Origin of the sequence: Mesorhizobium sp. M6A.T.Ce.TU.002.03.1.1 (assembly GCF_003997275.1) — a bacterium.
Lineage (GTDB): Bacteria > Pseudomonadota > Alphaproteobacteria > Rhizobiales > Rhizobiaceae > Mesorhizobium > Mesorhizobium mediterraneum.
The window spans coordinates 43,507-66,473 of sequence record NZ_RZTI01000001.1 but is presented as its reverse complement, the minus strand read 5'-3'; the positions used below and the strand labels follow the sequence as shown (position 1 = coordinate 66,473).

21 protein-coding genes are annotated in these 22,967 nt (G+C 62.3%); 7 read left to right on the top strand and 14 right to left on the bottom strand.

Features of this window, described 5'->3' with window-relative positions:
- Nucleotides 1-50: 50 nt before the first annotated feature.
- The 3 genes from EOC93_RS00325 to EOC93_RS00315 are packed head-to-tail and all read left to right on the top strand — an operon-like array spanning nucleotide 51 to nucleotide 4,666.
- The gene (locus EOC93_RS00325) at nucleotides 51-2,984 is read left to right on the top strand and encodes a molybdopterin oxidoreductase family protein (protein WP_127203559.1); all 2,934 of its coding nucleotides are present in this window, start codon (nucleotides 51-53) and stop codon (nucleotides 2,982-2,984) included.
- Nucleotides 2,981-3,715 carry a 4Fe-4S dicluster domain-containing protein gene (locus EOC93_RS00320; RefSeq protein WP_127203558.1) on the top strand — a complete coding sequence of 245 codons (735 nt, stop codon included), beginning with the start codon at nucleotides 2,981-2,983 and terminating at the stop codon, nucleotides 3,713-3,715. Before EOC93_RS00325 ends, EOC93_RS00320 begins: the two co-directional genes overlap by 4 nt.
- A gap of 15 nt (nucleotides 3,716-3,730) precedes the next feature.
- The gene (locus EOC93_RS00315; RefSeq protein WP_127203557.1) at nucleotides 3,731-4,666 is read left to right on the top strand and encodes a DmsC/YnfH family molybdoenzyme membrane anchor subunit; all 936 of its coding nucleotides are present in this window, start codon (nucleotides 3,731-3,733) and stop codon (nucleotides 4,664-4,666) included.
- 5 nt (nucleotides 4,667-4,671) lie between these two features.
- Here the strand turns inward: EOC93_RS00315 and pdeM are convergent, their stop codons facing one another.
- The 5 genes from pdeM to EOC93_RS00290 all read right to left on the bottom strand — a co-directional run bounded on the left by pdeM (nucleotide 4,672) and on the right by EOC93_RS00290 (nucleotide 10,674).
- Nucleotides 4,672-5,388, bottom strand: a complete 717-nt coding sequence (gene pdeM, locus EOC93_RS00310) for a ligase-associated DNA damage response endonuclease PdeM (RefSeq protein WP_126103722.1) — start codon at nucleotides 5,386-5,388, stop codon at nucleotides 4,672-4,674.
- A complete protein-coding gene (locus EOC93_RS00305; RefSeq protein WP_127203556.1) occupies nucleotides 5,385-7,907 on the bottom strand; it encodes a ligase-associated DNA damage response DEXH box helicase in 2,523 nt (840 codons plus the stop codon). Before EOC93_RS00305 ends, pdeM begins: the two co-directional genes overlap by 4 nt.
- 90 nt (nucleotides 7,908-7,997) lie before the next feature.
- On the bottom strand, nucleotides 7,998-8,858 hold the full coding sequence (locus EOC93_RS00300) for an NlpC/P60 family protein (RefSeq protein ID WP_095487943.1): 861 nt from the start codon (nucleotides 8,856-8,858) through the stop codon (nucleotides 7,998-8,000).
- Between the two features lie 30 nt (nucleotides 8,859-8,888).
- Nucleotides 8,889-9,239, bottom strand: a complete 351-nt coding sequence (locus EOC93_RS00295; RefSeq protein ID WP_095487941.1) for a MarR family winged helix-turn-helix transcriptional regulator — start codon at nucleotides 9,237-9,239, stop codon at nucleotides 8,889-8,891.
- A gap of 70 nt (nucleotides 9,240-9,309) precedes the next feature.
- Nucleotides 9,310-10,674 (bottom strand): leucyl aminopeptidase family protein, encoded by a 1,365-nt coding sequence (locus EOC93_RS00290; protein ID WP_127203555.1) that lies wholly within the window; start codon nucleotides 10,672-10,674, stop codon nucleotides 9,310-9,312.
- A gap of 121 nt (nucleotides 10,675-10,795) precedes the next feature.
- Between EOC93_RS00290 and EOC93_RS00285 the strand changes: the two genes are divergently transcribed.
- A complete protein-coding gene (locus EOC93_RS00285; protein WP_127203600.1) occupies nucleotides 10,796-11,617 on the top strand; it encodes a tetratricopeptide repeat protein in 822 nt (273 codons plus the stop codon).
- A 108-nt stretch (nucleotides 11,618-11,725) separates the two neighbouring features.
- Here EOC93_RS00285 and EOC93_RS00280 read toward each other — a convergent pair whose 3' ends face one another.
- From EOC93_RS00280 to EOC93_RS00240, 9 genes are all read right to left on the bottom strand, one after another.
- The gene (locus EOC93_RS00280) at nucleotides 11,726-12,742 is read right to left on the bottom strand and encodes a type II secretion system F family protein (protein WP_126103726.1); all 1,017 of its coding nucleotides are present in this window, start codon (nucleotides 12,740-12,742) and stop codon (nucleotides 11,726-11,728) included.
- A gap of 12 nt (nucleotides 12,743-12,754) precedes the next feature.
- Nucleotides 12,755-13,768 (bottom strand): type II secretion system F family protein, encoded by a 1,014-nt coding sequence (locus EOC93_RS00275; protein ID WP_126103727.1) that lies wholly within the window; start codon nucleotides 13,766-13,768, stop codon nucleotides 12,755-12,757.
- 29 nt (nucleotides 13,769-13,797) lie between these two features.
- Entirely contained in the window at nucleotides 13,798-15,303 is a 1,506-nt protein-coding gene (locus tag EOC93_RS00270; protein ID WP_126103728.1) for a CpaF family protein, read from the bottom strand.
- A gap of 29 nt (nucleotides 15,304-15,332) precedes the next feature.
- The gene (locus EOC93_RS00265) at nucleotides 15,333-16,622 is read right to left on the bottom strand and encodes a CpaE family protein (RefSeq protein WP_126103729.1); all 1,290 of its coding nucleotides are present in this window, start codon (nucleotides 16,620-16,622) and stop codon (nucleotides 15,333-15,335) included.
- A gap of 28 nt (nucleotides 16,623-16,650) precedes the next feature.
- On the bottom strand, nucleotides 16,651-17,388 hold the full coding sequence (locus tag EOC93_RS00260) for a CpaD family pilus assembly protein (RefSeq protein ID WP_127203554.1): 738 nt from the start codon (nucleotides 17,386-17,388) through the stop codon (nucleotides 16,651-16,653).
- 14 nt (nucleotides 17,389-17,402) lie between these two features.
- Nucleotides 17,403-18,935 carry a type II and III secretion system protein family protein gene (locus EOC93_RS00255; RefSeq protein WP_126103731.1) on the bottom strand — a complete coding sequence of 511 codons (1,533 nt, stop codon included), beginning with the start codon at nucleotides 18,933-18,935 and terminating at the stop codon, nucleotides 17,403-17,405.
- Nucleotides 18,932-19,744 carry a Flp pilus assembly protein CpaB gene (gene cpaB / locus EOC93_RS00250; RefSeq protein ID WP_126103732.1) on the bottom strand — a complete coding sequence of 271 codons (813 nt, stop codon included), beginning with the start codon at nucleotides 19,742-19,744 and terminating at the stop codon, nucleotides 18,932-18,934. Before cpaB ends, EOC93_RS00255 begins: the two co-directional genes overlap by 4 nt.
- Nucleotides 19,745-19,965: 221 nt before the next feature.
- Nucleotides 19,966-20,484: a prepilin peptidase gene (locus EOC93_RS00245; RefSeq protein ID WP_127203553.1), complete on the bottom strand. Its 519-nt coding sequence runs from the start codon at nucleotides 20,482-20,484 to the stop codon at nucleotides 19,966-19,968.
- Between the two features lie 148 nt (nucleotides 20,485-20,632).
- A complete protein-coding gene (locus EOC93_RS00240; RefSeq protein WP_126103734.1) occupies nucleotides 20,633-20,803 on the bottom strand; it encodes a Flp family type IVb pilin in 171 nt (56 codons plus the stop codon).
- Nucleotides 20,804-21,157: 354 nt separating this feature from the next.
- Here EOC93_RS00240 and EOC93_RS00235 point away from each other — a divergent pair, with 354 nt between their 5' ends.
- The 3 genes from EOC93_RS00235 (at nucleotide 21,158) to EOC93_RS00225 (ending at nucleotide 22,950) form a co-directional block, all read left to right on the top strand.
- Nucleotides 21,158-21,580 (top strand): pilus assembly protein N-terminal domain-containing protein, encoded by a 423-nt coding sequence (locus tag EOC93_RS00235; RefSeq protein ID WP_127203552.1) that lies wholly within the window; start codon nucleotides 21,158-21,160, stop codon nucleotides 21,578-21,580.
- 153 nt (nucleotides 21,581-21,733) lie between these two features.
- Nucleotides 21,734-22,294, top strand: a complete 561-nt coding sequence (locus EOC93_RS00230; RefSeq protein ID WP_095487918.1) for a TadE/TadG family type IV pilus assembly protein — start codon at nucleotides 21,734-21,736, stop codon at nucleotides 22,292-22,294.
- A gap of 35 nt (nucleotides 22,295-22,329) precedes the next feature.
- Complete coding sequence (locus tag EOC93_RS00225; RefSeq protein WP_127203551.1) at nucleotides 22,330-22,950, top strand: TadE/TadG family type IV pilus assembly protein; 621 nt, start codon at nucleotides 22,330-22,332, stop codon at nucleotides 22,948-22,950.
- Nucleotides 22,951-22,967: the final 17 nt, after the last annotated feature.

Sequence of the window (22,967 nt, the reverse complement as noted above, 5' to 3'; positions counted from 1 at the left end):
GGCCCCGGGCCAAAAACGCGAGCCAAACACTCGGACCGCAAAAGTAGATCATGACGAACGGACCGCCGCGCGGCGCCAATTCCGCACCGTCGCAACGGCCGCTTGCCGACACGCGCGCGCCCGACGAAGGCGATGGCGTCGACACTTCGCCTGATGTCTCCGACAGCATCGCCAAGACCACTTGCTATATGTGCGCCTGCCGCTGCGGCATCGACGTCCACATCAAGGGCGGCAAGGTCCGCTACATCAACGGCAACAAGGACCATCCCGTTAACCGCGGCGTGCTGTGCGGCAAGGGCAGCGCCGGCATCATGCAGCACTACAGTCCGGCCCGGTTGAAGAAGCCATTGCTGCGTACAGGTCCGCGTGGCTCGGGAGAGTTTCGCGAGATCGAGTGGGAGGAAGCGTTCTCGATCGCGACGGAACGGCTTTCGAAAATCCGCCGGACCGATCCGAAGAAACTCGCCTTCTTCACCGGGCGCGACCAGTCGCAATCCTTGACCGGCTGGTGGGCGAGCCAGTACGGCACGCCGAATTTCGCCGCCCATGGCGGGTTCTGCTCGGTCAATATGGCGGCCGGCGGGCTCTATACGATCGGCGGCTCGTTCTGGGAGTTTGGCGAGCCCGATTGGGACAACACCAGATACTTCATGCTGTTCGGCGTTGCCGAAGACCACGATTCCAATCCGATCAAGATCGGCCTCGGCAAGCTCAAGGCGCGCGGCGCCAAGGTGGTTTCGATCAATCCGTGCCGCACCGGCTACAACGCCATCGCCGATGACTGGATCGGCATTCGGCCCGGCACCGACGGCCTGTTCGTGTTTGCCCTCATCCACGAACTGCTGAAGGCTGGCCGTGTCGATCTCGATTATTTGCTGCGTTACACCAACGCCCATGTCCTCATCATCCAGGAGCCGGGTGCTGCCGATGACGGGCTTTTCGCGCGCGACAGCGACGGCGATCCGCTGGCTTGGGACAGGGTAGCGAAGACGCCCGTCAACGCCACAGATGCCGATGCAAAGCCGACGCTGACCGGCAACTTCACGATCGACGGCCGCCGCTGCGTGCCGGTCTTCCAGCTCATCGCCGACCGCTATCTGCATGAGAGCTATTCTCCCGATGCGGTTGCCGAACGCTGCGGCGTTTCAGGCGACACCATTCGTCGGATCGCCGCCGAACTGGCGCATGTCGCCTTCGAGCAAGCAATCGAACTGCCGGTGGCGTGGACCGACTGGGCCGGCCGCCGGCACGAGACGATCAAGGGCCGGCCGGTGTCGATGCATGCGATGCGCGGCATCTCGGCCCATTCGAACGGGTTTCACACCTGCCGCGCCATCCACCTGCTCCAGGTGCTTCTCGGCACGGTGGACGTTCCGGGCGGGTTTCGCTTCAAGCCGCCCTATCCCCGGTCGGCGCCGCCGGGGCCGAAGCCGGCGGGCAAGGACGTCAGGCCGATGACGCCGCTTGAAGGCATGCCGCTCGGCTTCGTCTGCGGACCGGACGATCTGCTGGTCGATGACGCAGGCACGCCTGTTCGTATCGACAAGGCCTATTCTTGGGATGCACCGCTTGCCGCGCACGGCCTTATGCACTCGGTCATCCGCAACGCCTGGGCCGGAGATCCCTACAAGATCGACACGCTGATGATGTATATGTCCAACATGGCCTGGAACTCGTCGATGAACACCGTCGAGACGATGGCGATGCTGACCGACAGCGACGAGGCCGGAAACTACAAGATCCCCTTCATCATCTATTCCGACGCCTATTATTCCGAGACCGTGCCGTTCGCCGATCTCGTGCTTCCCGACACCACGTATCTCGAAAGGCATGACTGCATCAGCCTGCTCGACCGGCCAATCAGCCATGCCGACGGGCCGGGTGACGCCATCCGCCATCCCGTCGTCGAGCCAGACCGCGACGTCCGCCCGTTCCAGACGGTGCTGATCGAGCTCGGCGCGCGGCTTGGCCTGCCCGGCTTCGTCGATGACGACGGCTCGGCCAAATACCGCGATTACGCCGATTATATCGTCAATCACCAGCGCACGCCGGGCATCGGCCCGCTCGCCGGCTGGCGCGGCAAGGACGGAACCTTGACCGGCAAGGGCGAGGCCAATCCCGACCAGCTGCAGCGCTACATCGACAATGGCGGCTTCTGGCACCATGATTTTGCGGACGACCAGCGCTACTACAAGATGGCCAACCGCTCCTATCTCGACTTCGCCGAGAACATGGGCTTCATCCCGAAAGCCGAGCCGATCGTCTTCCAGCTCTATTGCGAACCGATCCAGCGGTTTCGCCTCGCCGCGCGCGGCCATGGGCGGGTGCTGCCGCCGGAGACGGAGCGCAGCCGCATCGAGACCTATATGGACCCGCTGCCGTTCTGGTACGCGCCCTTCGAGGAAGCGGCTGTCGACACGCAGATCTATCCGCTGCATGCGCTGACGCAGCGGCCAATGCACATGTATCATTCCTGGGGCTCGCAGAACGCTTGGCTCAGGCAGATCACCAGCCAGAACCGGCTGTTCGTGCACAACCGGACCGCCGCCGGCCTCGGCCTTGTCGACGACGACTGGGTTTGGATCGAGAGCATCAACGGCAAGGTCAAGGGACAGATCAAGCTGGTCGACGGCGTCAACGCGGATACGGTCTGGACCTGGAACGCGATCGGCAAGCGGCGCGGCAGCTGGGGGCTGAAGGACGACGCCGCTGAATCCAATCGTGGCTTCCTGCTCAACCATATCATCGGCGACCAGACTTCTGCCGATGCCAATGGCAGGCGCTATTCGAATTCCGATCCAGTGACCGGCCAGGCGGCCTGGTTCGACCTGCGCGTCCGCATCGTCAAATGCGCGGCCGAGGAAGCCGGCTTCACCGAGCCGCAGTTCGAGCGGTTCCGGCAACCGCCGCATTTCGAACCCTCGCCCGACAAGCTAAGTTTCGGCGCCGAGTTTCGCCGGGAAAGAGAAGCTTCCAGATCATGACCTGCCTTCCCGCCCAAACCGACAAGAAGCTCGGCCTCGTCATCGATCTCGACACCTGTGTCGGCTGTCAGGCCTGCGTCACCGCCTGCAAGGAATGGAACACCGGCGGCCACATGGCGCCGCTGACCGACATCGATCCTTATGGCGGCGACGCCGACGGGGTCTGGTTCAACCGCGTGCACAGCTACGAGCACATGACCGAGATGGGTGGGCGAACGGTCAATTTCCCACGCTCCTGCCTGCATTGCGAGACACCGGCCTGCGTCACCGTCTGCCCGACCGGAGCCTCCTACAAGCGGGCCTCGGACGGCATCGTGCTGGTCGACGAGGACAAGTGCATCGGCTGCAAATTATGCAGCTGGGCCTGCCCTTATGGCGCGCGCGAATTCGACACCGATGTCGGCGTCATGAAGAAATGCACGCTGTGTGTCGACCGCATCTACAACGACAATCTGGCTGAAGAAGACCGAGTGCCGGCCTGCGTAGCCGCCTGCCCAACCAGCGCGCGACATTTCGGCGATCTCGGCGACCCGGCGTCGGCGATCTCGCTATTGGTGGCCGAACGTGGCGGCGTCGATCTGATGCCCGAACTCGGCTATCACCCGACCAACAAATATTTGCCGCCGCGCGCCCATACCACACGCGCCGCATCGGTGCCGGCACGGGCGCTCGAACCGGTGCGGGCCGAAGGCGGTTTCCTTGGCTGGGTCGACCGCATGCTTTCGCACTGACCAGCAACCGACCTCATGCATCCAGCTTTCTCCGTCGTCTTTTTCACCACCGCCACGGGCGCCGGCTACGGCCTGCTCGCGCTGCTTGGCGCGCTGGCCGGACTGGGGTTCGTCCCGCCCAATTTCTGGCTCGGTTTGGTCAGTATGGGGCTGGCGCTCGGCCTGATCTCGGCCGGCCTGCTGTCATCGGCCGGCCATCTCGGCCGGCCCGAACGCGCCTGGCGCGCCTTCTCGCAATGGCGCAGCTCATGGCTGTCGCGCGAAGGCGTCGCGTCGGTTGCGACCTTCGTACCGGCGGGGTTTTTCGCCATCGGGTGGGTGTTCCTCGGCCGTACGAACGGCTGGGTGGCTGTCGCTGGGCTGCTGGCTGCCATCGGCGCGGTCGTCACCGTCTGCACCACCGGCATGATCTATGCGTCGCTCAAGCCGATCGCTCAATGGCACAGCCGCTTCACCCTGCCTGGTTATTTGATCTTTTCGGCGATGAGCGGCAGCGTGCTGCTCAACGCGCTGCTGCAGGGTTTCGCCATCGGCTCGATCATCGTGCTGGCAGGTTGCGTGCTGCTGACCGTGCTCGGCTGGGGCTGGAAGCTGGCAACCTGGCGATACAATGACAGGCTGGAAATCCCGACCAATGCCAACACCGCGACCGGCCTTGTCGGCGGCACGGTGCGGTCGCTGGAATGGCCGCACACCGAGGAGAATTACCTGCTCAAGGAGATGGGCTTTCGCATCGCACGCAAGCACAAGGCGCGGCTGCGTCAGATCACACAAGTGCTGGCCTTCGCGCTGCCCGCCTTACTGCTGATTGCCGCGTTCGCCTTGCCATGGCCCTATGCGGCGGTGCTGTCGGCGCTCGCCGCAATCACTCAATTCGCCGGCATGCTGGTCGAACGCTGGCTGTTTTTCGCCGAGGCGAAGCACACCGTCACCTTGTACTACGGCCGGTAGCGGTCTCAGCCGGGCCTCAGCATTGAGCGGGAAATCGCGAAGATGCGCTCCGTGCCGAGCATATAGGCCATCAGCGTTTCGCGGCGGAACAGCCCGGCATAGGCGCGGTCGAGCACATTGAGCGAGCCGGTATAGGCGCCGAAGGCCGGCATGATCATGCGGCCGCCATCGCCGGCAAAGCAGCGCCGCCGCACCGAGCGGCCGCGCTGCACGATGCGGGCGCACGGATGCAGATGGCCGGCGATCTCGCCTTCCACTCTCACTGCCGAAGGTTCATGCCGGAACAGCAGAGAGCCTATGGCCAGCTCGCGCACCGTCTCGCCGGGCAAGTCGGCCGGCGCGTCCGGGTCATGGTTGCCGGCAACCCAGAACCAGTCGCGGCCGGCCATCAGTCCTTCCAGCCGCTCGCGAAAGCTTGAGTGCATGCGCGACGCGCCGCCGCCATCATGAAAGCTGTCGCCGAGGCTGATGACGATCGCCGGCTGGTAGTCTGATATCACCGCCTGCAGCCGCAACAACGTCGCACCGGTATCATAAGGCGGGATCAACGTACCGCGCCGTGCTAGCGACGATCCCTTTTCCAGATGCAGATCCGACACCGCCAGCAATTTCAGCTCGGGAAAGTAGAGCACGCCGCGCCGATCGCAGATCGCGCGCTCGCCGGCGATGCCGATAAAATCGGCATCCGCCAGGGGTGCAGGCATGGCCAGCGCGCGCGTCATTTCGTCCCCATGGCTTCCTCGACCAGCGTTGCCGCATCCATCAGCAGTGTATCATCGGCCTCGCCATGCACCGGCATCTTGCCGATCTCGAGCATGATCGGCACGGCGAGCGGCGAGATCTGTTCGAGGTTCTTATGCACGATTCGTCCCTGGATGCGCGAGAGCATCTCGGCAAGTCTGCTGACATCCAGCAGACCGGTGGCCGCATCGGCACGCGTCGCCTGCAGCAGGATGTGGTCCGGCTCATGGCTGCGCAGAACGTCGTAAATGAGGTCGGTCGACACAGTGACCTGGCGGCCGCTTTTCTCCTGGCCCGGATGGCGTTTTTCGATCAGCCCCGAGATCAGCGCGCAGTTGCGGAAGGTGCGCTTCAAGAGCCAGCTGCCGGCCAGCCAGGCTTCGAGATCGTCGCCCAGCATGTCTTGGTCGAAAAGTTCACTGAGCGAAGGCTTCTTCGCCCGGAACATCCTGCCCATATCGGCCAGCGACCATATGGCAAGTGCATAGTCGGTGGCGACGAAGCCGAGCGGCCTGGCGCCCGCCCTGTCGAGACGGCGGGTGAGCAGCATGCCGAGCGTCTGGTGCGCCAGCCTGCCCTCGAACGGATAGGCCACCAGGTAGTGCCGGTTGCCGCGCGGAAAGGTCTCGATCAGCAGGTCATCGCGTTTCGGCAGTACCGATTTGTCGGCCTGGAAACGTAGCCAGTCGGCCACCTGTTCCGGCAGCTTCTTCCAGCGCTGCGGGTCATCCAGCATGATGCGGACCTGCTCAGCGAGGTAGGTCGAAAGCGGGAATTTGCCGCCGCCATAATATGGCACCTTGGCGTCGCTGCCGGGTGCATTCGATACGAAGCACTCATTCTCGCGGATGCCCTCGAAGCGCAGTACTTTGCCGGCAAACATGAACGTGTCGCCATGCGTCAGCGTTTCAAGGAACGCCTCCTCGATCTTGCCGAGGACGCGACCGCCGCGCGAGGCAGAGCCCTTGCTGCCGGCCTTAATATAACGCACGTTGAGCGCCGGCACCTCGATGATGGTGCCGACATTCAACCGGTACTGCTGGGCAACACGAGGGTTGGACACGCGCCACAGCCCGTCCTTGTTCAGGCGGATACGGGCGTAGCGCTCATAGTTCTTCAGCGCATAGCCGCCGGTGGCGACGAAATCGATAACGCGGTCGAATGTCGGCCGATCGAGGCTGGCATAAGGTGCAGCCGTTCGTACCTCCTCGAACAAAGTATCGGCAAGAAATGGCGCGCCGCAGGCGCAACCAAGCACATGCTGCGCCAGCACGTCGAGCCCGCCATTGACCAGCGGCGGCGTGTCCTGGGCGCCGAGATAATTGGCGTCGAGCGCCGCCCGGCATTCCAGCACCTCGAAGCGGTTGGCCGGGATCAGGATGGCCTTCGACGGCTCATCCATGCGGTGGTTGGCGCGGCCGATGCGCTGCGCCAGCCGGCTCGCGCCTTTCGGCGCGCCGACATGCACAACCAGGTCGACATCGCCCCAGTCGATGCCGAGGTCGAGCGTCGAGGTGGCGACGATGGCGCGCAAGGCATTCTCGCCCATGGCTTTTTCGACGCGGCGGCGCTGGGCAACATCGAGCGAGCCGTGATGCAGCGCGATCGGCAAGGTGTCCTCATTGACCCGCCACAGTTCCTGAAACAACAGCTCGGCCTGACTGCGCGTGTTGACGAACAGCAGGGTCGTCTTGTGTCGCTTGATCTCGCTATAGATCTCCGGCGTCGCGTAGCGGGCCGAATGTCCGGCCCACGGCACGCGCTCCTCCGAGTCAAGAATGGAGATCTCGGGCTTGGCGCCGCCGGTGACGACGATCAATTCGGCCATGCCGCCCGGTGGATTCTGGCTAACCAGCCAGCGCCGCAATTCGTCGGGCTCGGCGACCGTCGCCGAAAGGCCGATCGTCTGCAAGCCGGGAACAAAGGATCGCAGCCGGGCCAGCCCGAGCGACAGGAGATGCCCGCGCTTCGACGTCACCAGCGAATGCAATTCGTCGAGCACGACGTAGTGCAGGTCCTCGAAGAAGCGCCTGGCGTCGGGTGCGGCGATCAGTAGCGCCAGTTGCTCGGGCGTGGTCAGCAGAATGTCGGGCGGCACCAGCTTTTGCCGCTGGCGCTTATGCGCGGGCGTGTCGCCGGTGCGCGTCTCGATGGTAACAGGCAGCCCGATCTCTTCTACTGGCTTGCCGAGGTTGCGCTCGATGTCGACGGCCAGCGCTTTCAGCGGCGAGATGTAGAGCGTGTGGATGCCGCTGCGCGCCTGCCCCGGTCTTCTCCTTGGCCGGCCGGCCAGCTCGGTCAACGAGGGCAAGAACCCGGCCAGCGTCTTGCCGGCGCCGGTCGGCGCGATCAGCAGCACCGACTGCCCGGCTTCGGCAGTCGCCAGCAATTCGATCTGATGTGCGCGCGGCGACCATCTCTTTTCCGCGAACCATCTGAGGAATGGCTCGGGCAAGTGCACGGCGGCATTCTGTTCGGCGAGACGCGGCTGCTCTGTCACCCGCCAGAGGTAGCGCGGCGGCGCGCGATCGCCAAGAAGAATCGGAACAAAAGGTGATCGCGTCGCTATTTCGCTCGTGAAGGAAGACGGCTAAGGCCGCCGAAACCCCGTCGGGCCGCCATAGAGATAGCCGATGCGGGCGACGGCTTCTCTGAACCCTTCACGCGAGACCAGCATGGTGTGGCCGTTGGCATGGATCATCGTTTCTGGGTCGGTCATAACAGCGACATGGCCTTTCCAAAACACCAGGTCGCCGCGCCGCAACCCGGCAGAATCCCGGTCCGGGTCGAGCGGCTCACCGATGGTCGCCGCCTGCATGTCGGTGTCGCGCAGCACTTGCCTGCCGGCCATGTGCATCGCCAGTTGCACGAGGCCGGAACAATCGATGCCGAAGCCGGAGGCGCCGCCCCACAGATAGGGTGTGCCGAGAAAGGTTTCCGCGACCGCGACATAGTCGGCAGCTGGTTTGTTCAAGGGCCGCAAATGGCCCGATATGACCGCCTCGCCGGATGGCAGCAGCGCATAGTGCGTACCGCGTGTTTCAGCCGCGCCCGTCACCGTTACCGCCGATCCCATCGAGAGCTGTCCGTTCGACGGAAACCGCAAATCCGGTCCGGGATAAAGGAAGGTGCGCGGCACCGAGACGACATGGGTGGGCGTATGGCCTCGCGCCCCCAGCACGGTGTCGGCGACATAGCCGACATAGCCATCGCGCTCGGCCTGGATCCAGGCCCAGCCCTCAACGTCCTCGAAGACGAGGACGTCGTCGCCGAACAGAAGCTGCGTGTCGACGCCGGCATCCGGGCGCGGCGCCTTGCGGATATCGGCCACTGAAGCTGATATACGCGCTGGCCGTCCGGCGACGAAGCGATCGGCGGCGACCTCGCCTTTCAGCCTGACATCAGCGAGATCGGAACGGAAGGCGTGGAGGCGGGCATCCCTGGCGGTCAAATCGGCAACTCGTTCAAATCGGCAACTCGGTCAGATGGGCAATTCCTGGGCTCTGGCGATGATAACATCGCCGAAGCGCTCGACAAAGAGAGCACCTTCGACAGTGCGCTTGACCAGCACGTTGCGCTTGTCGAGCTCGTCGCGATGGCGCGAAACCAGCTTCAGCGCGCCCATTGTGTCGAGCGCGCGGGTAATCACCGGCTTGGTGACATTGAGCCGGGCAGCGAGCCCGCGCACCGTGTGCGGCGGCGGGTCGAGATAGATGGTGAACAGGATCGCCGTCTGGCGCATGGTAAGGTCCGGCGTATCGTCGCGCACCTGGGACAGCATCACCTGCTGCCACAGTCGCAAGGCCTGGCTCGGGCGCATGGAAATCGACATCCGGCCAACATGACGGCAAATTGTTTCGGTTCCGTTTCAGTCTCGAGAATTTCCTGTCGGACAGCAACCGTCAGGCGTAGCGTTTCGAGATGACCCTTTCCAGCGCCCGGATGCCTTGCGCCTCACCGCCGGCGAGACCGTACGGACGATCGGACGGGTTCCAGGCGAAGATGTCGAAATGCGCCCAGCCGGCGCTCTTCTCGACGAAGCGCTTCAGGAACAGCGCCGCCGTGATCGAGCCGGCGAACCCGTCAGACGTGACGTTGTTGATGTCGGCGATCTTCGACGACAGCTTTGCGTCATAGGGCTTCCACAGCGGCATGCGCCACAGCGGATCCTCGATCGCGACGGAGGCCGCAGCAAGATCGGACGCCAGCGCTTCATCGCCGGTGTAGAAAGGCGGCAGGTCGGGGCCGAGCGCGACGCGAGCAGCCCCCGTCAGGGTCGCCATGTCGATCAGCAGTTGCGGCTCGTCGTCGTCGGCCAGCGCCAAGGCATCCGCCAGCACCAGCCGTCCCTCGGCATCGGTGTTGCCGACCTCCACGGTGATGCCCTTGCGGCTCGCCAGCACGTCGCCGGGCCGGAAGGCGTTGCCGGCGATCGAATTCTCGACCGCCGGGATCAGCACACGCAGCCGGATCTTCAGGCCAGCGGCCATGATCATGGAGGCAAGGCCCAATACGTTGGCGGCGCCACCCATGTCCTTCTTCATCAAGAGCATGCCCGAGGAGGGCTTGATGTCGAGACCGCCCGTGTCGAAGCAGACGCCCTTGCCGACCAGCGTCACCTTCGGGGCGTTCTTCGGCCCCCAAATCATGTCGATCAGGCGCGGCGCGCCGACCGATGCGCGGCCGACCGCATGGATCATCGGGAAATTCTTCTTGAGCAGATCGTCGCCCTTGGTCACCGACACTTCGGCCTTGTGCTTTTTGGCCAAGGTCCGGACAGCCGCCTCCAAATCGTCCGGCCCCATATCGCTGGTCGGCGTATTGACCAGATCGCGCGTCAGGAAAACGCCATCGGCGATACGACGAACATAAGCCGCTTCAGCGCCGGACGGCAGCGAAAAACGCAGCGCCTTGCCGGGCTTCTTGCCGTAGCGGGTGAAGACATAACCACTGAGAACCAGCGCTATTGCCGCAAGGTCCGGCTCGGCCAATGTGGAGACGAAATGCCAGTCGCCCTCCGGCAAGGCTCGCGCCAACGCGCCGAGGGCAAGCGCGCTTTCACCATCGCCGAGGCCGAACAGGGCTCCGGCCAGCGCGCCGTTTTCGCTGGGCACGGCCAGTGTCCTGCCTGCCTCACCGGAAAAGCCGTTGGCCCTGGCCCAGGCGATCGTGGATGGCGGAAGACCTGCCGCATCCAGCCTATCCTTCGCCACCAGATGGACCGGCAGCGCGGTCTTCAGTTTTCTCTCGACGAGTTCGACAGGCATTCGATGGTCTCCGGCGTTCGAGTCGGCGCTTCTTAACTGTCCGTTAGGGTTAACAGAATATTTCTGCGGGAGGGAAGATGGCCACGTAATGGCCACGTCTATGAATGGAGGCCTGGTGCAGATGCCGACCAACCGCAAGATGAACGCCACGGGAAAGCGGCTGATCACCACGGCGTTTATGATGGCGCTTGCGGCCAGCGTCGCCGGCTGCGGAACCAGCAAGTTGACGACCGGTTCCATCTCGCGCTCCAGCGGCAAACCACTGGAAACCATGTCGGCCAGCGAGTTGCACAATGCGACAGCAGCGCTCGGTCAGTCCTACGCCAAAAACCCCAACGACAAGCGGATCGCGACGAATTACGCGGCGGCGCTGCAAATGGATGGCGACGCCGACCAGTCGCTCGCCGTGATGCGCAAGCTGGCGATCGCCTTGCCGAAAGACCGCGACGTGCTTGCCGCCTATGGCAAGGCGCTCGCCGCCAACGGCCAGTTCGAGCCGGCGCTCGACGCCGTGCGCCGCGCGCAGACGCCGGAATATCCGGACTGGAAACTGGTGTCGGCGGAAGCCGCGATTCTCGACCAGCTTGGCCAGAGAGACGAGGCGCGCCAGGATTATCGCAAGGCGCTGGACCTCAAGCCGAACGAACCTTCGATCCTTTCAAATCTCGGCATGTCCTATGTGCTGGAAGGTGACCTGCGCACGGCCGAAACCTTTATGCGCTCGGCCGCCCAGCAGCCGAACGCCGACAGCCGCGTCCGCCAGAACCTGGCGTTGGTCGTCGGCCTGCAGGGTCGTTTCGACGAAGCCGAGAAAATCGCTTCGCAGGAGCTCTCGGCCGAACAGGCGCAAGCGAACGTGGCTTACCTTCGCCAGATGCTCGCCCAGCAGAACGCCTGGAGCCAGCTCAAGGACCAGGACAAGGCGAAGCCTGCCACCAACTGACCGCGCCGGCTTTGCCGGCCAGTCCCTCAACTCGTCGACATGCCGGAAATTCCAAAGCCGCGGTGCATCAGCACCGCGGATTTTGCGTGTATTGTCGCCTTGGCGAGGCTATTGGCCGCTGGATGTCGACGGGGCGCCGAAGATGCCGCGCTGGCTCACCTGGATGCCTGCAGGACCCAGAATGATGGCGAACAGCACCGGCAGGAAGAACAGGATCATCGGCACGGTGAGCTTCGGTGGCAAGGCCGCGGCCTTCTTCTCGGCGGCGTTCATGCGCATGTCGCGGCTTTCACTGGCAAGCACGCGCAGCGCATGCGCCACCGGCGTGCCGTAGCGCTCAGCCTGGACCAGCGCCTGCGACACCGACTTGACCGATTCCAGGCCGGTGCGACTTGCAAGGTTCTCGTAAGCCTGCTTGCGTTCCTGCAAGTAGGAAAGTTCGGCATTGGTCAGGATGAACTCTTCGGCAAGCGCCACCGATTGCGCGCCGATCTCGTCCGCGACCTTGCGAAACGCCGCCTCAACCGACATGCCTGATTCGACGCAGATCAGCATCAGATCGAGCGCGTCCGGCCACGCCATTTGGATCGACTGCTTGCGCTTAGTGGCGCGGTTGTTGACGTAAAGCACCGGCGCGTAAAAACCCGCATAGGCGACGACGACGCAGACAAACAGTTTGATGAGAGGCGGCTGCTCCGGCAATCCTCCGAGCACGAACAGATACATCGCGGCCAGCGCAAAGCCGATAAAGGGCAGGACCAGACGGAAGAAAAGGAAACGCGTCAGCGGATTCTGCCCGCGAAAGCCAGCCACCTTGAGTTTCTGCAACGTGCCTTCATCGGCAAGGGCGCGTCTCAGGTCCAGCCGGTCGACAATATTTCGCATGCCGATCGACTGTTGCTCGCGCAGGCCCTTACGGCGGCGATCGGCCTCGACGGCAAGCCGCGCACGCTGCTTGGCGCGCAATTCGTCGCGCTCCAGCGCTACGGATTTCATGCGCGCCTTGAGCTGGTTTCCACCAAAAGCAGGCAGCAGCGTGAAGACGGTCGCAAACACCGCGATGCCGACCAGCAAGGCAATCAGGAATGCCGGGTCGGTAAGGGTCTTGACGACAGTTTCGGTCATGCGCTCGAAATCCTAAACTTCGAAGTTCATCATCTTGCGCATCACCAGGATGCCGATAGACATCCAGACCGCCGAGCAACCGAGGATCAGATTGCCGGCGCTGGTGGTAAACAGAGGCATGATATAGTTCGGGCTTGTCAGGTAGACGAGAAAGGCGACGACGAAAGGCAACGCGCCGATGATCACGGCGGACGCCTTCGCTTCCATGGACAGCGCCTGGACCTTGGCCTTCATTTTCTTGCGGTCGCGAAGCACGCGCGAAAGATTGCCAAGCGCCTCCGAAAGATTGCCGCCGGCCTGGGACTGGATCTGGATGACGATGCCGAAGAAGCTCGCTTCCGTGCACGGCATTGTTTCGGCCATACGCAGGCTGGCGTCGGGGATCGACAGGCCCATCTGCTGCGAATCGACGATGCGGCGGAACTCGGTCTTGACCGGTTCGGGAGATTCGTTGGCGATCAGGCGGACGGCGTCGTTCAGCGGCAGGCCGGATTTGACCGCACGCACGATGATGTCGAGCGCATTCGGAAATTCGTTGAGGAACGCCTTGACCCGGCGCGCGCGGCAAAACGAGACGAACCAGCGTGGCAGTCCGAGAGTGCCGACCAGCAGCGCACCCGGCAAGACAAGCAGTGGCGCGCCGATGAAATACGCAAGAAACGTCAGGACGGCGCCGCAAACGGCCGAGTAGAGATAGAAGCGCTCGAGCGAGACCTTCATGCCCGCCTGACGGATCTGGGCCTTCAGTGGCGGCTTCTTGACGATGCTCTGGTTGGTTTTCTGCTTCTGCTCAAGATCCTTCAGCGAATCCTGGACCGATTTGCGACGCTTGGCCGCTTCCGCCACGCGATCGCGCGAGGCCTTGACGACGTCACGATCCGTCTCGGCAGTCTTGATCGTTTCAAGCCGCCTGCCGACTTGCTTCTCGGTGCTAATCCGATTGAACAGAAAAGCATAGGCGACCGCGCCGGCGCTGAAGCCGGCGAGCACGATGAATGCCAATACGGTGCCGTCAATTCCGAACATCGATCCTGGCCCCTACGCCTCCGAATGCTTCAGTCAGCGCGTTTCTCCATCGCCTCGAGCGCATTGGCGAGGCGCTGTTCCTCGCCATAGTAGCGGGCGCGCTCCCAGAAATGCGGACGACCGATGCCTGTCGACACGTGCTCGCCCAGCAGCCTGCCGTTCGCATCCTCGCCTTTGATGTTGTAGAGGACGATGTCCTGCGTGATGATGACATCGCCCTCCATTCCGATCACCTCGGTGATGTGGGTGATACGCCGCGATCCGTCGCGCAGGCGAGCGGCCTGGATGATCACGTCCACGGAACCGACCACGATTTCACGCACGGTCTTCTGCGGCAGCGTGTAGCCGCCCATCGCGATCATCGATTCGATACGGTTCAGGCATTCGCGCGGGCTGTTCGAGTGGATCGTGCCCATCGAGCCGTCATGACCGGTGTTCATCGCCTGCAGAAGATCGAACACTTCGGGTCCGCGCACTTCGCCAACGATGATACGCTCGGGACGCATGCGCAGGCAGTTCTTGACCAGGTCGCGCATGGTCACCTCGCCCTCGCCCTCGAGGTTGGGCGGGCGGGTTTCCAGACGCACGACATGCGGCTGCTGCAATTGCAGCTCGGCCGAGTCCTCGCAGGTGATGACGCGTTCCTCGCGGTCGATATAGTTGGTCAGGCAGTTGAGCAGCGTCGTCTTGCCCGAGCCGGTGCCGCCCGAAATGACGATGTTGCAGCGGACGCGGCCGATGATCTTGAGAATCTCGGCGCCATGCGGCGAAATGGCACCGAACTTGACCAGCTGATCGAGCGTCAGCTTGTCCTTCTTGAACTTGCGGATAGTGAGAGCGGTGCCGTCGATGGCGAGCGGCGGCGCGATGACGTTGACGCGGGAACCATCGGGAAGGCGTGCGTCGCAGATCGGGCTCGATTCATCGACGCGGCGGCCAACCTGGCTGACGATGCGCTGACAGATGTTGAGAAGCTGCTGGTTGTCGCGGAAACGAATTCCGGTCTGCTCGACCTTCCCGTTGACCTCGATGTAGACGTCCTTGGAACCATTGACCATGATATCGGCGATGTCGTCGCGGGCGAGCAATGGCTCCAGCGGCCCGTAACCCAGGACGTCATTGCAGATGTCGTCGAGCAGTTCTTCCTGTTCGGCGATCGACATCGCAAAATTCTTGATCGCGATGATGTCGTTGACGATGTCGCGGATTTCTTCGCGCGCGCTTTCGGGATCGAGCTTGGCGAGCTGCGACAGGTCGATCGTGTCGATGAGCGCGGAGAAGACCTGGCTCTTGGTGTCGTAGTAGGCTTCGCTCTTCTCGCGCTGGATCCTTTTTGGCTCCGGTGCCAGTGGCGGCGCCTCGACAGCGCGGCGCGCGAGCGGGGCCGCGGACGTGCCAAGCAACGGCGGCGCGGGTTTGGCAAGAACCGACGTTTCCGCAGGGTTTGCCGCCGCCGGCGCGGCGGGCGCAGGTGCCGGCTGACGGAATTCCGGGGTGAACCGGCTGCCGTCGTCGCTACCTCTTTTACCAAACATGATCGACTACCAATTCCGCTGCGAAAGCATCACTTCTTGCTGCGCGAGAGCTTGCCAAGGAGATTGCCCAGGCCCGCTTTCTTTCTTGCCTTGATTTCGCTGCGCCCGGTCAGCACATGCGCAATCTCGTTGACCATGCCGACGACCTGGTTCTTGGCATCCATTTCACCGAGCATGCGCCCATTATTGGCGGCATTTCCGAACAGCTGCGGCTCGAAAGGAATCACCGACATCGGCGACAGGCCGAGCGAGTCGGCGAAGTCGGATGACGCAATCTCCGGGCGCTTCGGCACGCCTGCCTGATTGATGATCAGCTTGGGCGGCGGATCGTTCGGGCGAAGCCGCTTTAACATGTCGACGAGATTCTTGGTGTTGCGCAGATTGGCCAGCTCCGGCGTCGCTGTGATCACGATCTCGTCGGCCTTGACCAGCGTGTTCTTGGTCCAGCCTGTCCAGATGTGCGGGATATCGAGCACCAGAAGCGGCACACTGCGCTGGGCCGTGTCGATAAGCTGCATGAAGGCGTCGGGATCGAAATCGTAGACCCGGTCGAGCGTTGAAGGTGCTGCAAGCAGCGACAGGTGCTCGGCGCACTGGGCAAGCAGCCGGTCGAGATAGACCTCGTCGACGCGCTCCGGTGAGAAGACCGCCTCGGCAATGCCTTGCGCCGGATCCTGATCGAAATTGATGTTGGCCGTTCCGAAAGCAAGATCGAGGTCGGCGACGACCACTTCAGATTTGAACAGGGACGACATCGCCCAGGCCACATTGTGGGCAATGGTCGAGGAGCCGACGCCGCCCTTGGCGCCGATGAAGGCGATCGAGCGGCCGATCGGCTCGGCCTCCGGATCAACGAAAATCGACGATATCACGCTGACGATGTCGGCCATCGACACCGGCGCGATGACATATTCGGAAATGCCGGAGCGGATGAGCTCGCGGTAAAGGCCAACATCATTGTAGTGGCCGATGACCACGACCTTGGAGGTCGGATCGCAATATTCGGAGAGCTGCGTGAGCTGCTCGAGCAATTGCGTCGGCTCGCTGCGCGATTCCAGCAGGATCAAGTTCGGTGTCGGCGCCGATTGGTAGAATTCGATGGCGGTGGCGATGCCGCCCATATGGACCTTCAGATGGGCCTTCGCCATGCGGCGATCCTCGCCGGCGCGCTCGACCGGATTGGCAACGCCTTCGGTCTCGCAAAATGCCTGGATCGAAATGCGCGGAATCGGCCGCAACGCCTGCATGGCGGCGATATCCTGCTGCGAGGTTTCGCCGCCGTCTAGCCCTGCGTCGTAGGCAAGATTGCTCATTGTCATTTCTTTCCGTGACCTGCGCGGCTCAAGCTCAATATTCCACTTCGGAATTGCCGAGGAACTCGTCCGAAATGCCTCTCTGGCGGTAGACGTCGATCACCTCGCCGCGATTTTCCGCGTCGATATCGGATTGCTTGCGCGGCCCGATTAGATCGGCTGGGTTGGCCATCTGGGCGGCAAGATTGTTTTGATAAGAGCAGCCGAAATCGGCGTAGTGCTTGTTTTCCGACGTCTCCAGCAGATCTTCGGGCCAGCGCCCACATTTATCGGTCTGGGCCTTCACCGAGACAAAGGCGACGCGGATCGGCGCGGACGCTTCGGCCGAAACCGACTGGTAGGTAGTCACGGCGATCCGGTTGCGGCTGATGCCGCTGGCAATCGCAAGCTTGGCGAAATCGCGACCGGCTGCGGTCGCGGCGATCTCGTTGGCCGAACCGCTCGGGATCGAGATCGTCAGAGCCGGAGCGGCACTCTTGTCGTAGCCGTCCAGGAAACCCAGAAGCGTGGCGCGTTGAGACCCGGTCATGCCGCGGTCGCCGGCGCCGACCGGAAGGTCGATCTTCTGGACCTTCTCAGCGATCACGATCGGATGCGTGGTGCGATAGTCGTCCGGAACGGCACCAACCGTGATGCTGTCCCGCTTGGCGCAGCCCGCCAGCAATGCCGCGACCGCAATCGCCAGGACCGGAATGGCCGGCCGGTAGGTCCGCGAACGGCCGGGCCGCATCGCTGCGATGATCTTCCTTGGCTTCGACGCTGACTGCGACATGTCCGCTTCCCCGATCACTTGTAGATGAAGCCGACAACGCCGTGGTAACGGCCGTTGGGCTTGTCGGTCTGCATGGTGCCGTAGACGCGATTGACACGGCCAAGGAACATGCCGGCGCCATCGCTGGCCGCGTTGAAATTATCATCCGGCTTGGCAAGCTCGTTGCGCGCCACCGGCTTCACCAGGTAGGGCGTGATGATGATGACGAGCTCGGTTTCGTTGCGGACGAAGTCCCTGCTGCGGAACAGCGTGCCGAGCACCGGTATCTTGGTCAGCCCGGGCAGCCCCGCGACCGCCTGCCGGATATCGTCTCGAACGAGGCCGGCGATCATCATCGAACCGCCGGAAGGCAATTCGACGGTGGTGTCGGCCAGGCGTTTGCGGATCGACAGCAAAGTGGTGCCGGGCAAGTCACCACCCCCTTCGAGCACTGTGGCGCCTTCCGTCGTAGGCTCCGAAACCGACGTCCTCACTTTAAGGCTGATGCGGCCCGCCGAGAGCACGACAGGCTGGAATTCGAGGCCAATTCCATATTCGAGCTTTTCGTTGGTGTAAGTAACCTGGCCCGTTTGATTGTCGCCTGAAACGTTGTTCGTTCGGCTTGTGATGAGATTGAATTCACCGCCGACTTTGAAAGTCGCTTTCTCACCCGAGACTGCGGTCAATGTCGGCTCGGCCAGCGTCTTCATGACACCGCTTTGCTCCATGGCGTTGATGTACGCTTGAAGCGCCGAGGTGCCGATTGAAAGTCCCGAGTTTTGCGACAGTGGCTTTCCCAATCCGTATGCGGGGCTGGTCAGTGCGCTCCAACTGATGCCGTTGCTGCCGCCGTCGCCAATAAGGTTGACGCCGAGCTGCTTCATCACCGAGCGGCTGACTTCGGCCACCGTCACTTTCAGCGTCACCTGGTCGTCGCCGATGATCTGCAGCAGGTTGACGATCTGGCTGACGCGGCGCTCGGAATCCGGATTGTCGATGTCGACACCGGCTTCGGCCGAGCCGCCGGAGGCGGTCTGCGAATATTGTCCCGTGGTCGCTTCACCGCCGGACACGAAGATGGTGGCCAGATCGACCGCGCGCTTGGCGTCCAGGGGAGTGTCCACGGTTCCGGTCAGGACGACGTTATCGTTCAGCAATTCGACCGTGATGGCCGATGACGGGATGAAGCGCCTGATATAGTCTTCCAGCCCGGCGACGTCGCGTTCGACCGCCAGATCCAGGCTGACGATCTGCTCGCCATTGGGCCCGAAGACGAAGATGTTGGTGTCGCCCACCGCCTTTCCGAACAGATAGATGCGCCGGGCGGTGCGGGTCACCGCATCGGCGACCGCGGGGTTGGCGACGAGAATGTCATAGGCGTCGCTCGGCAGGTCGATGACCACCGATTTGTTGAGACCGAGCTTGACGCGCTGGGTGGCGGTCGAAGCCGACACCTCGGCATTCCTGCCTGCCGCATTTGCCTCGACGACACCATGCGCATTCGTTCCGAGGAGAAACAGGCCGATTGCCGCAGCCACGGTGACCGGCAGTCCAGCGTGTAGCCTCATTGCCTTGCCCCCACTTCGGAAACTTCGCCCGACTTTATCAATCGCACCGTTCCGCGCCGCCCATTGCCGGAAACGAGATAGTCGGCCTCGCCCAGATTCTTCTCCTGGGTGTCGCTGATCGACCGCAGCGCCAATGTCAGGCGATCGGCCATCTGCTGGGCGACGGTGATGATCTCCGCCTGCTGCGGTGTCAGTTCCAGCGTGGCGGTCTGACCGACCCTGGTCCTCTTGCCTTCCTCGTCCTCCTGGATCGTCTGGTCGATTGCCAGGACGCGAATGTTCTTGAGGATGGTTTCGGTCGTAAAACCGCTGCTGCCGCTCGCGGCATCGGCTCTGCGGGTCATGATGACGTCGACGAAATCGTTGGGAAGAATGAAGCCGCCGGCCGAGGTGTCGGCAGATACGGCTGTGGCGACGGCCCGCATGCCGGAGGGCAGGATCGACGACATGAAGCTCTGTCCCTCGCCGATCAGCTTGGAGCGCCGCAACGGCTCGCCGGCATACATCGCCACACGGGCAACACCGCCTTTCAGCTTCTCAAGCGCTTCGGGCTCCGCGGCGCGGGTTATGAAATTCGCATTGATGCCGTCGGCCGGCCAGGACTGCCAGCTGATATTGTTCTCGAGCGGGCTGCCCATCGGAACGTCGCTGGACAGGACAAGCACGTCCTGCAGCGCGATTGCCGGCGCCGTGGGGCCGGAATCGACAATTTGAGGCGGCGGAGCCGCCACCATGTTTTTTGCAACATAGCCTGCGCCACCCGCCGCGGCCACCGCCACGCCTAGAATGATCAGTCGGGATGCTGGCATTTGTCCGAACCTCTTGGCAAACCACGTAGCCAAGCCGGACCTTGCAGCGGCAATCGTCAAAACAAGGTTAATATAATGCTTACGATCGTGATTAATTTAAGGTTTACATAAATTTGAGGCATCCGGTTCGGCCCGTAAAAAAGGCGGCCAAGCCGCCTGCTCCAACGCCAAAATCGAAATAGTGGAAGCCTAGTCTGACGAGGGAAAGTTGGCGGCGAGAATTAGGCCGCCAGCCTTACGAGTGCCCACGCCATCAACGGCGAATTCGGAAAGGTGAGCAGCCCGCCAATGCCGAGCGCTATGCCATAGGGTACGCCGGTCGTCTCGTCGGCGAAGTGGCGTAAAAACGGATTGTGACTTGTAACGGCTGCAAGCGGCGATTTGCGATAAGCGAGGATGGCGAGCGTCAGGAGGCCCCCGATGAATGCCGAGGCCACGAGATATTCGACGAGATGAATGTTCAGCCCCATCCAGAGGGCCGTGGCGGCCAGCAGCTTGGCGTCTCCGCCTCCCATGCCGCCGAGCGCGAACAGACCGAACGTCACGGCGAGGACAAGGCCGCCGGAGGCGAAATGCAAGCCATAGGTTGCCCAGTCCATGCCCGTCAGCGGTGCGACCAGAGCGAAAACAGCCACGAGCAGCACCGGCACGCGATTGGCGATCGTCATCGACAGCATGTCGGAGATCGCGGCGAAAAGCATGCAGAACGGAAAGACAACGAAGATCAAGGCTTCAATCATCAGCGCAGCGCCCATGGTACCTGGCCCAGCCTAGACGTGTTCGATTAACGATTGATGAGGCCGGGAATTCAAAATCGCCTGACACAACGAATAAGGGCCGCCAAACGAGGCGGCCCTTGATCCGAAAAAGCGACTAACGTCGCTATTATCAGGCGCCGTTCAGCGTCGAGGAGATATCCTTGAACTTCTGGTTGATGCTATTGCCCAGTTGACCGGCGCCGACCATGATAGCGAGTGCGATGAGGGCGGCGATCAGACCATATTCGATGGCGGTCGCGCCGGATTCGTCCTTCACAAAACGTGCAATGAGATTAGACATTCGAGAGCTCCTACTCCAGGTGTTACAGCAATTCCGTCAACTTCTCTTGGCGGCTGATCGGATGCTGCCAATCTATGGAGAAGCTCTTTCGATCGGCTTAATAAACAGCCTTACCGATTCCTTTCCCGCTTCGAAGGCATTGCGTGGTTAACCGTAAACTAAGTGACGCCCGCGAACCCGACAAACACCCCAAGGGCCGTGAAAGCCGCAATTTAGCGATTTGAGAAAGGGGCGGCGCGCTCCAGGCGATCATGATTCCGATCCCGACATCACCACGGCTCCCATCCGCTTAACCGTTGGTTCACCAATCTCGTTCATGTTCCGTTGAGCAGTTCGCCGCCGTGGAGCGCTTCAATGACCGGGCCGAGATCGTCCTTTCCGATTGCCGCGCTTCTTGCCGCCACGGCCTTCGTCGTGCCGGCCAATGCGGGCGCCGGCATCGAGGTTACGATGAACCAGGCGAAGATCGTCAAATTGTCGCGCGCCGCCGATACGATCGTCGTCGGCAATCCGGCGATCGCCGATGCCTCCGTGCAGGATGCTTCGACGATCGTGCTGACGGGCAAGGGCTTTGGCGTGACCAACCTCGTCGTCCTCGATCAAGAGGGCAGTCCGATCATCGACGAGCAGATCACTGTCGTGCGGCAGGACGCGTCGTCGGTGCGCATCTATCGACGTGCCGAAATACAGACCATGTCCTGCACACCGTATTGCGAAAGCTCGTATAAGAGCGATGCGGAGAAAGCCTCCGAAGCCGAGATGAGCGCCGGCCGGTAAGCAACCGGACTGTTCTCGTCTCACAGAAATGCCGCTTCGGTTATCGGCTGCTTAAAACCCTTCCGTCGAATTTAACGATCATCCAAACTGCACCTCAATGGGTTTCCGCTAATGTTTCCTCCGACACCCCTTCAGGATCGGCAGCGACGGGACATGAGCAAAGCAGGACGAGCGAGCTTTTCCGCGCGATTCCTTGGTGACCGGCGCGGCAGCACAGCCATCGAATTCGCGATGCTTGCGGTGCCGTTTGCGCTCCTCGTCTTTGCCATCCTGGAGAGCTGCATTTCATTTGCCGGGCAAGAGGTGATGGCCAACGCCACCGACGATGTCGCGCGCCGGCTGCGGACGGGCCAAGATAAGGCAGCCGACATGACCGAGGCCACGCTGAAGGCCATGATCTGCAGCCGGCTGGAAATCATGGTCGCCAAGGACTGCCCCGGATTATTGGTGGATCTGCGCGAATATCCGACCTTCGCCGATGCGGCCAAGGCGGGCTTCAAGATCCAGGACGGCGACGTCGTGCTAACGCAAGGCACGAACGCGGAGACCTTCACGGTAGCCCCGGGCTTGGCTGCGTCGAAGAACATGCTGCGGGTTTTCTACAAATGGCCGGTCATGACCAATTTCATGGCCAAGTCGATGGCCAATCTCAAGGATGGCAAAACGCTGCATTTCGCATCGGTGACCTGGCAGAACGAGCCGTTCGACGACTGAAACGCGCCGTTGCGCGAGTGGGAAAAGGATGAAGCATGGTTCGTGCGGGGGCACATAGGGGGATCGCCGGGATCTGCACGAAAGCCATCCGGTTCTGCTGCGATCGCCGCGGTGTCGCGGCCGTTGAGTTTGCCTTCATCGTGCCTGTCCTGCTGATCATGTACTTCATGACCATGGAAGCCTCGCAAGCCATCGAGACCAGCAAGAAGGTCAGCCGCATCGGCAGCATGGTGGCGGATCTGGTCACCCAGCAGGAGATAATCTCCGCCGCCGATCTCGATGCGATCATGACGATCGGCAACTCCACCCTTCAGCCCTACAACCGCTCGACCCCGAAGATCGTCATCACCGCGATAAAGGTCACCAACGAAACGCCGCCGAAGGTGCAGGTCGTGTGGTCACGCAAGATGGTTGGCGATGCCTTCAGTGCCGACGCCGCCAAGGACTCCATCACCACGGTTCCAAAAGCGCTTGAGATCAAGGACACCTTTCTCATTCGCGTCGAAAGCAGTCTTGCATACGAGCCGATCATCACCTGGTCGGCGGACAGCGAAAAGCGACTTGGATTGAGCTCGGCCTTCAACAAGATATCGATGGGGGAAACATATTATCTCAGGCCCCGCAGGAGCCTGACGATTCCTTGCGCCACCTGCTGAAACAACCGCGGGCAGAG

Excerpts from the sequence above, each read along its gene's own strand:
- EOC93_RS00285 (WP_127203600.1), top strand. The coding sequence starts at position 10,796 with ATGCCGACCAACCGCAAGATGAACGCCACGGGAAAGCGGCTGATCACC.
- EOC93_RS00265 (WP_126103729.1), bottom strand. The coding sequence starts at position 16,622 with ATGACAATGAGCAATCTTGCCTACGACGCAGGGCTAGACGGCGGCGAA.
- EOC93_RS00240 (WP_126103734.1), bottom strand. The coding sequence starts at position 20,803 with ATGTCTAATCTCATTGCACGTTTTGTGAAGGACGAATCCGGCGCGACC.
- EOC93_RS00225 (WP_127203551.1), top strand. The coding sequence starts at position 22,330 with ATGGTTCGTGCGGGGGCACATAGGGGGATCGCCGGGATCTGCACGAAA.
- EOC93_RS00290 (WP_127203555.1), bottom strand. The coding sequence starts at position 10,674 with ATGCCTGTCGAACTCGTCGAGAGAAAACTGAAGACCGCGCTGCCGGTC.
- EOC93_RS00295 (WP_095487941.1), bottom strand. The coding sequence starts at position 9,239 with ATGTCGATTTCCATGCGCCCGAGCCAGGCCTTGCGACTGTGGCAGCAG.
- pdeM (WP_126103722.1), bottom strand. The coding sequence starts at position 5,388 with ATGACGCGCGCGCTGGCCATGCCTGCACCCCTGGCGGATGCCGATTTT.
- EOC93_RS00315 (WP_127203557.1), top strand. The coding sequence starts at position 3,731 with ATGCATCCAGCTTTCTCCGTCGTCTTTTTCACCACCGCCACGGGCGCC.
- EOC93_RS00230 (WP_095487918.1), top strand. The coding sequence starts at position 21,734 with ATGAGCAAAGCAGGACGAGCGAGCTTTTCCGCGCGATTCCTTGGTGAC.
- cpaB (WP_126103732.1), bottom strand. The coding sequence starts at position 19,744 with ATGCCAGCATCCCGACTGATCATTCTAGGCGTGGCGGTGGCCGCGGCG.
- EOC93_RS00320 (WP_127203558.1), top strand. The coding sequence starts at position 2,981 with ATGACCTGCCTTCCCGCCCAAACCGACAAGAAGCTCGGCCTCGTCATC.
- EOC93_RS00275 (WP_126103727.1), bottom strand. The coding sequence starts at position 13,768 with ATGTTCGGAATTGACGGCACCGTATTGGCATTCATCGTGCTCGCCGGC.
- EOC93_RS00245 (WP_127203553.1), bottom strand. The coding sequence starts at position 20,484 with ATGATTGAAGCCTTGATCTTCGTTGTCTTTCCGTTCTGCATGCTTTTC.
- EOC93_RS00270 (WP_126103728.1), bottom strand. The coding sequence starts at position 15,303 with ATGTTTGGTAAAAGAGGTAGCGACGACGGCAGCCGGTTCACCCCGGAA.
- EOC93_RS00280 (WP_126103726.1), bottom strand. The coding sequence starts at position 12,742 with ATGACCGAAACTGTCGTCAAGACCCTTACCGACCCGGCATTCCTGATT.
- EOC93_RS00325 (WP_127203559.1), top strand. The coding sequence starts at position 51 with ATGACGAACGGACCGCCGCGCGGCGCCAATTCCGCACCGTCGCAACGG.
- EOC93_RS00260 (WP_127203554.1), bottom strand. The coding sequence starts at position 17,388 with ATGTCGCAGTCAGCGTCGAAGCCAAGGAAGATCATCGCAGCGATGCGG.
- EOC93_RS00235 (WP_127203552.1), top strand. The coding sequence starts at position 21,158 with ATGACCGGGCCGAGATCGTCCTTTCCGATTGCCGCGCTTCTTGCCGCC.
- EOC93_RS00255 (WP_126103731.1), bottom strand. The coding sequence starts at position 18,935 with ATGAGGCTACACGCTGGACTGCCGGTCACCGTGGCTGCGGCAATCGGC.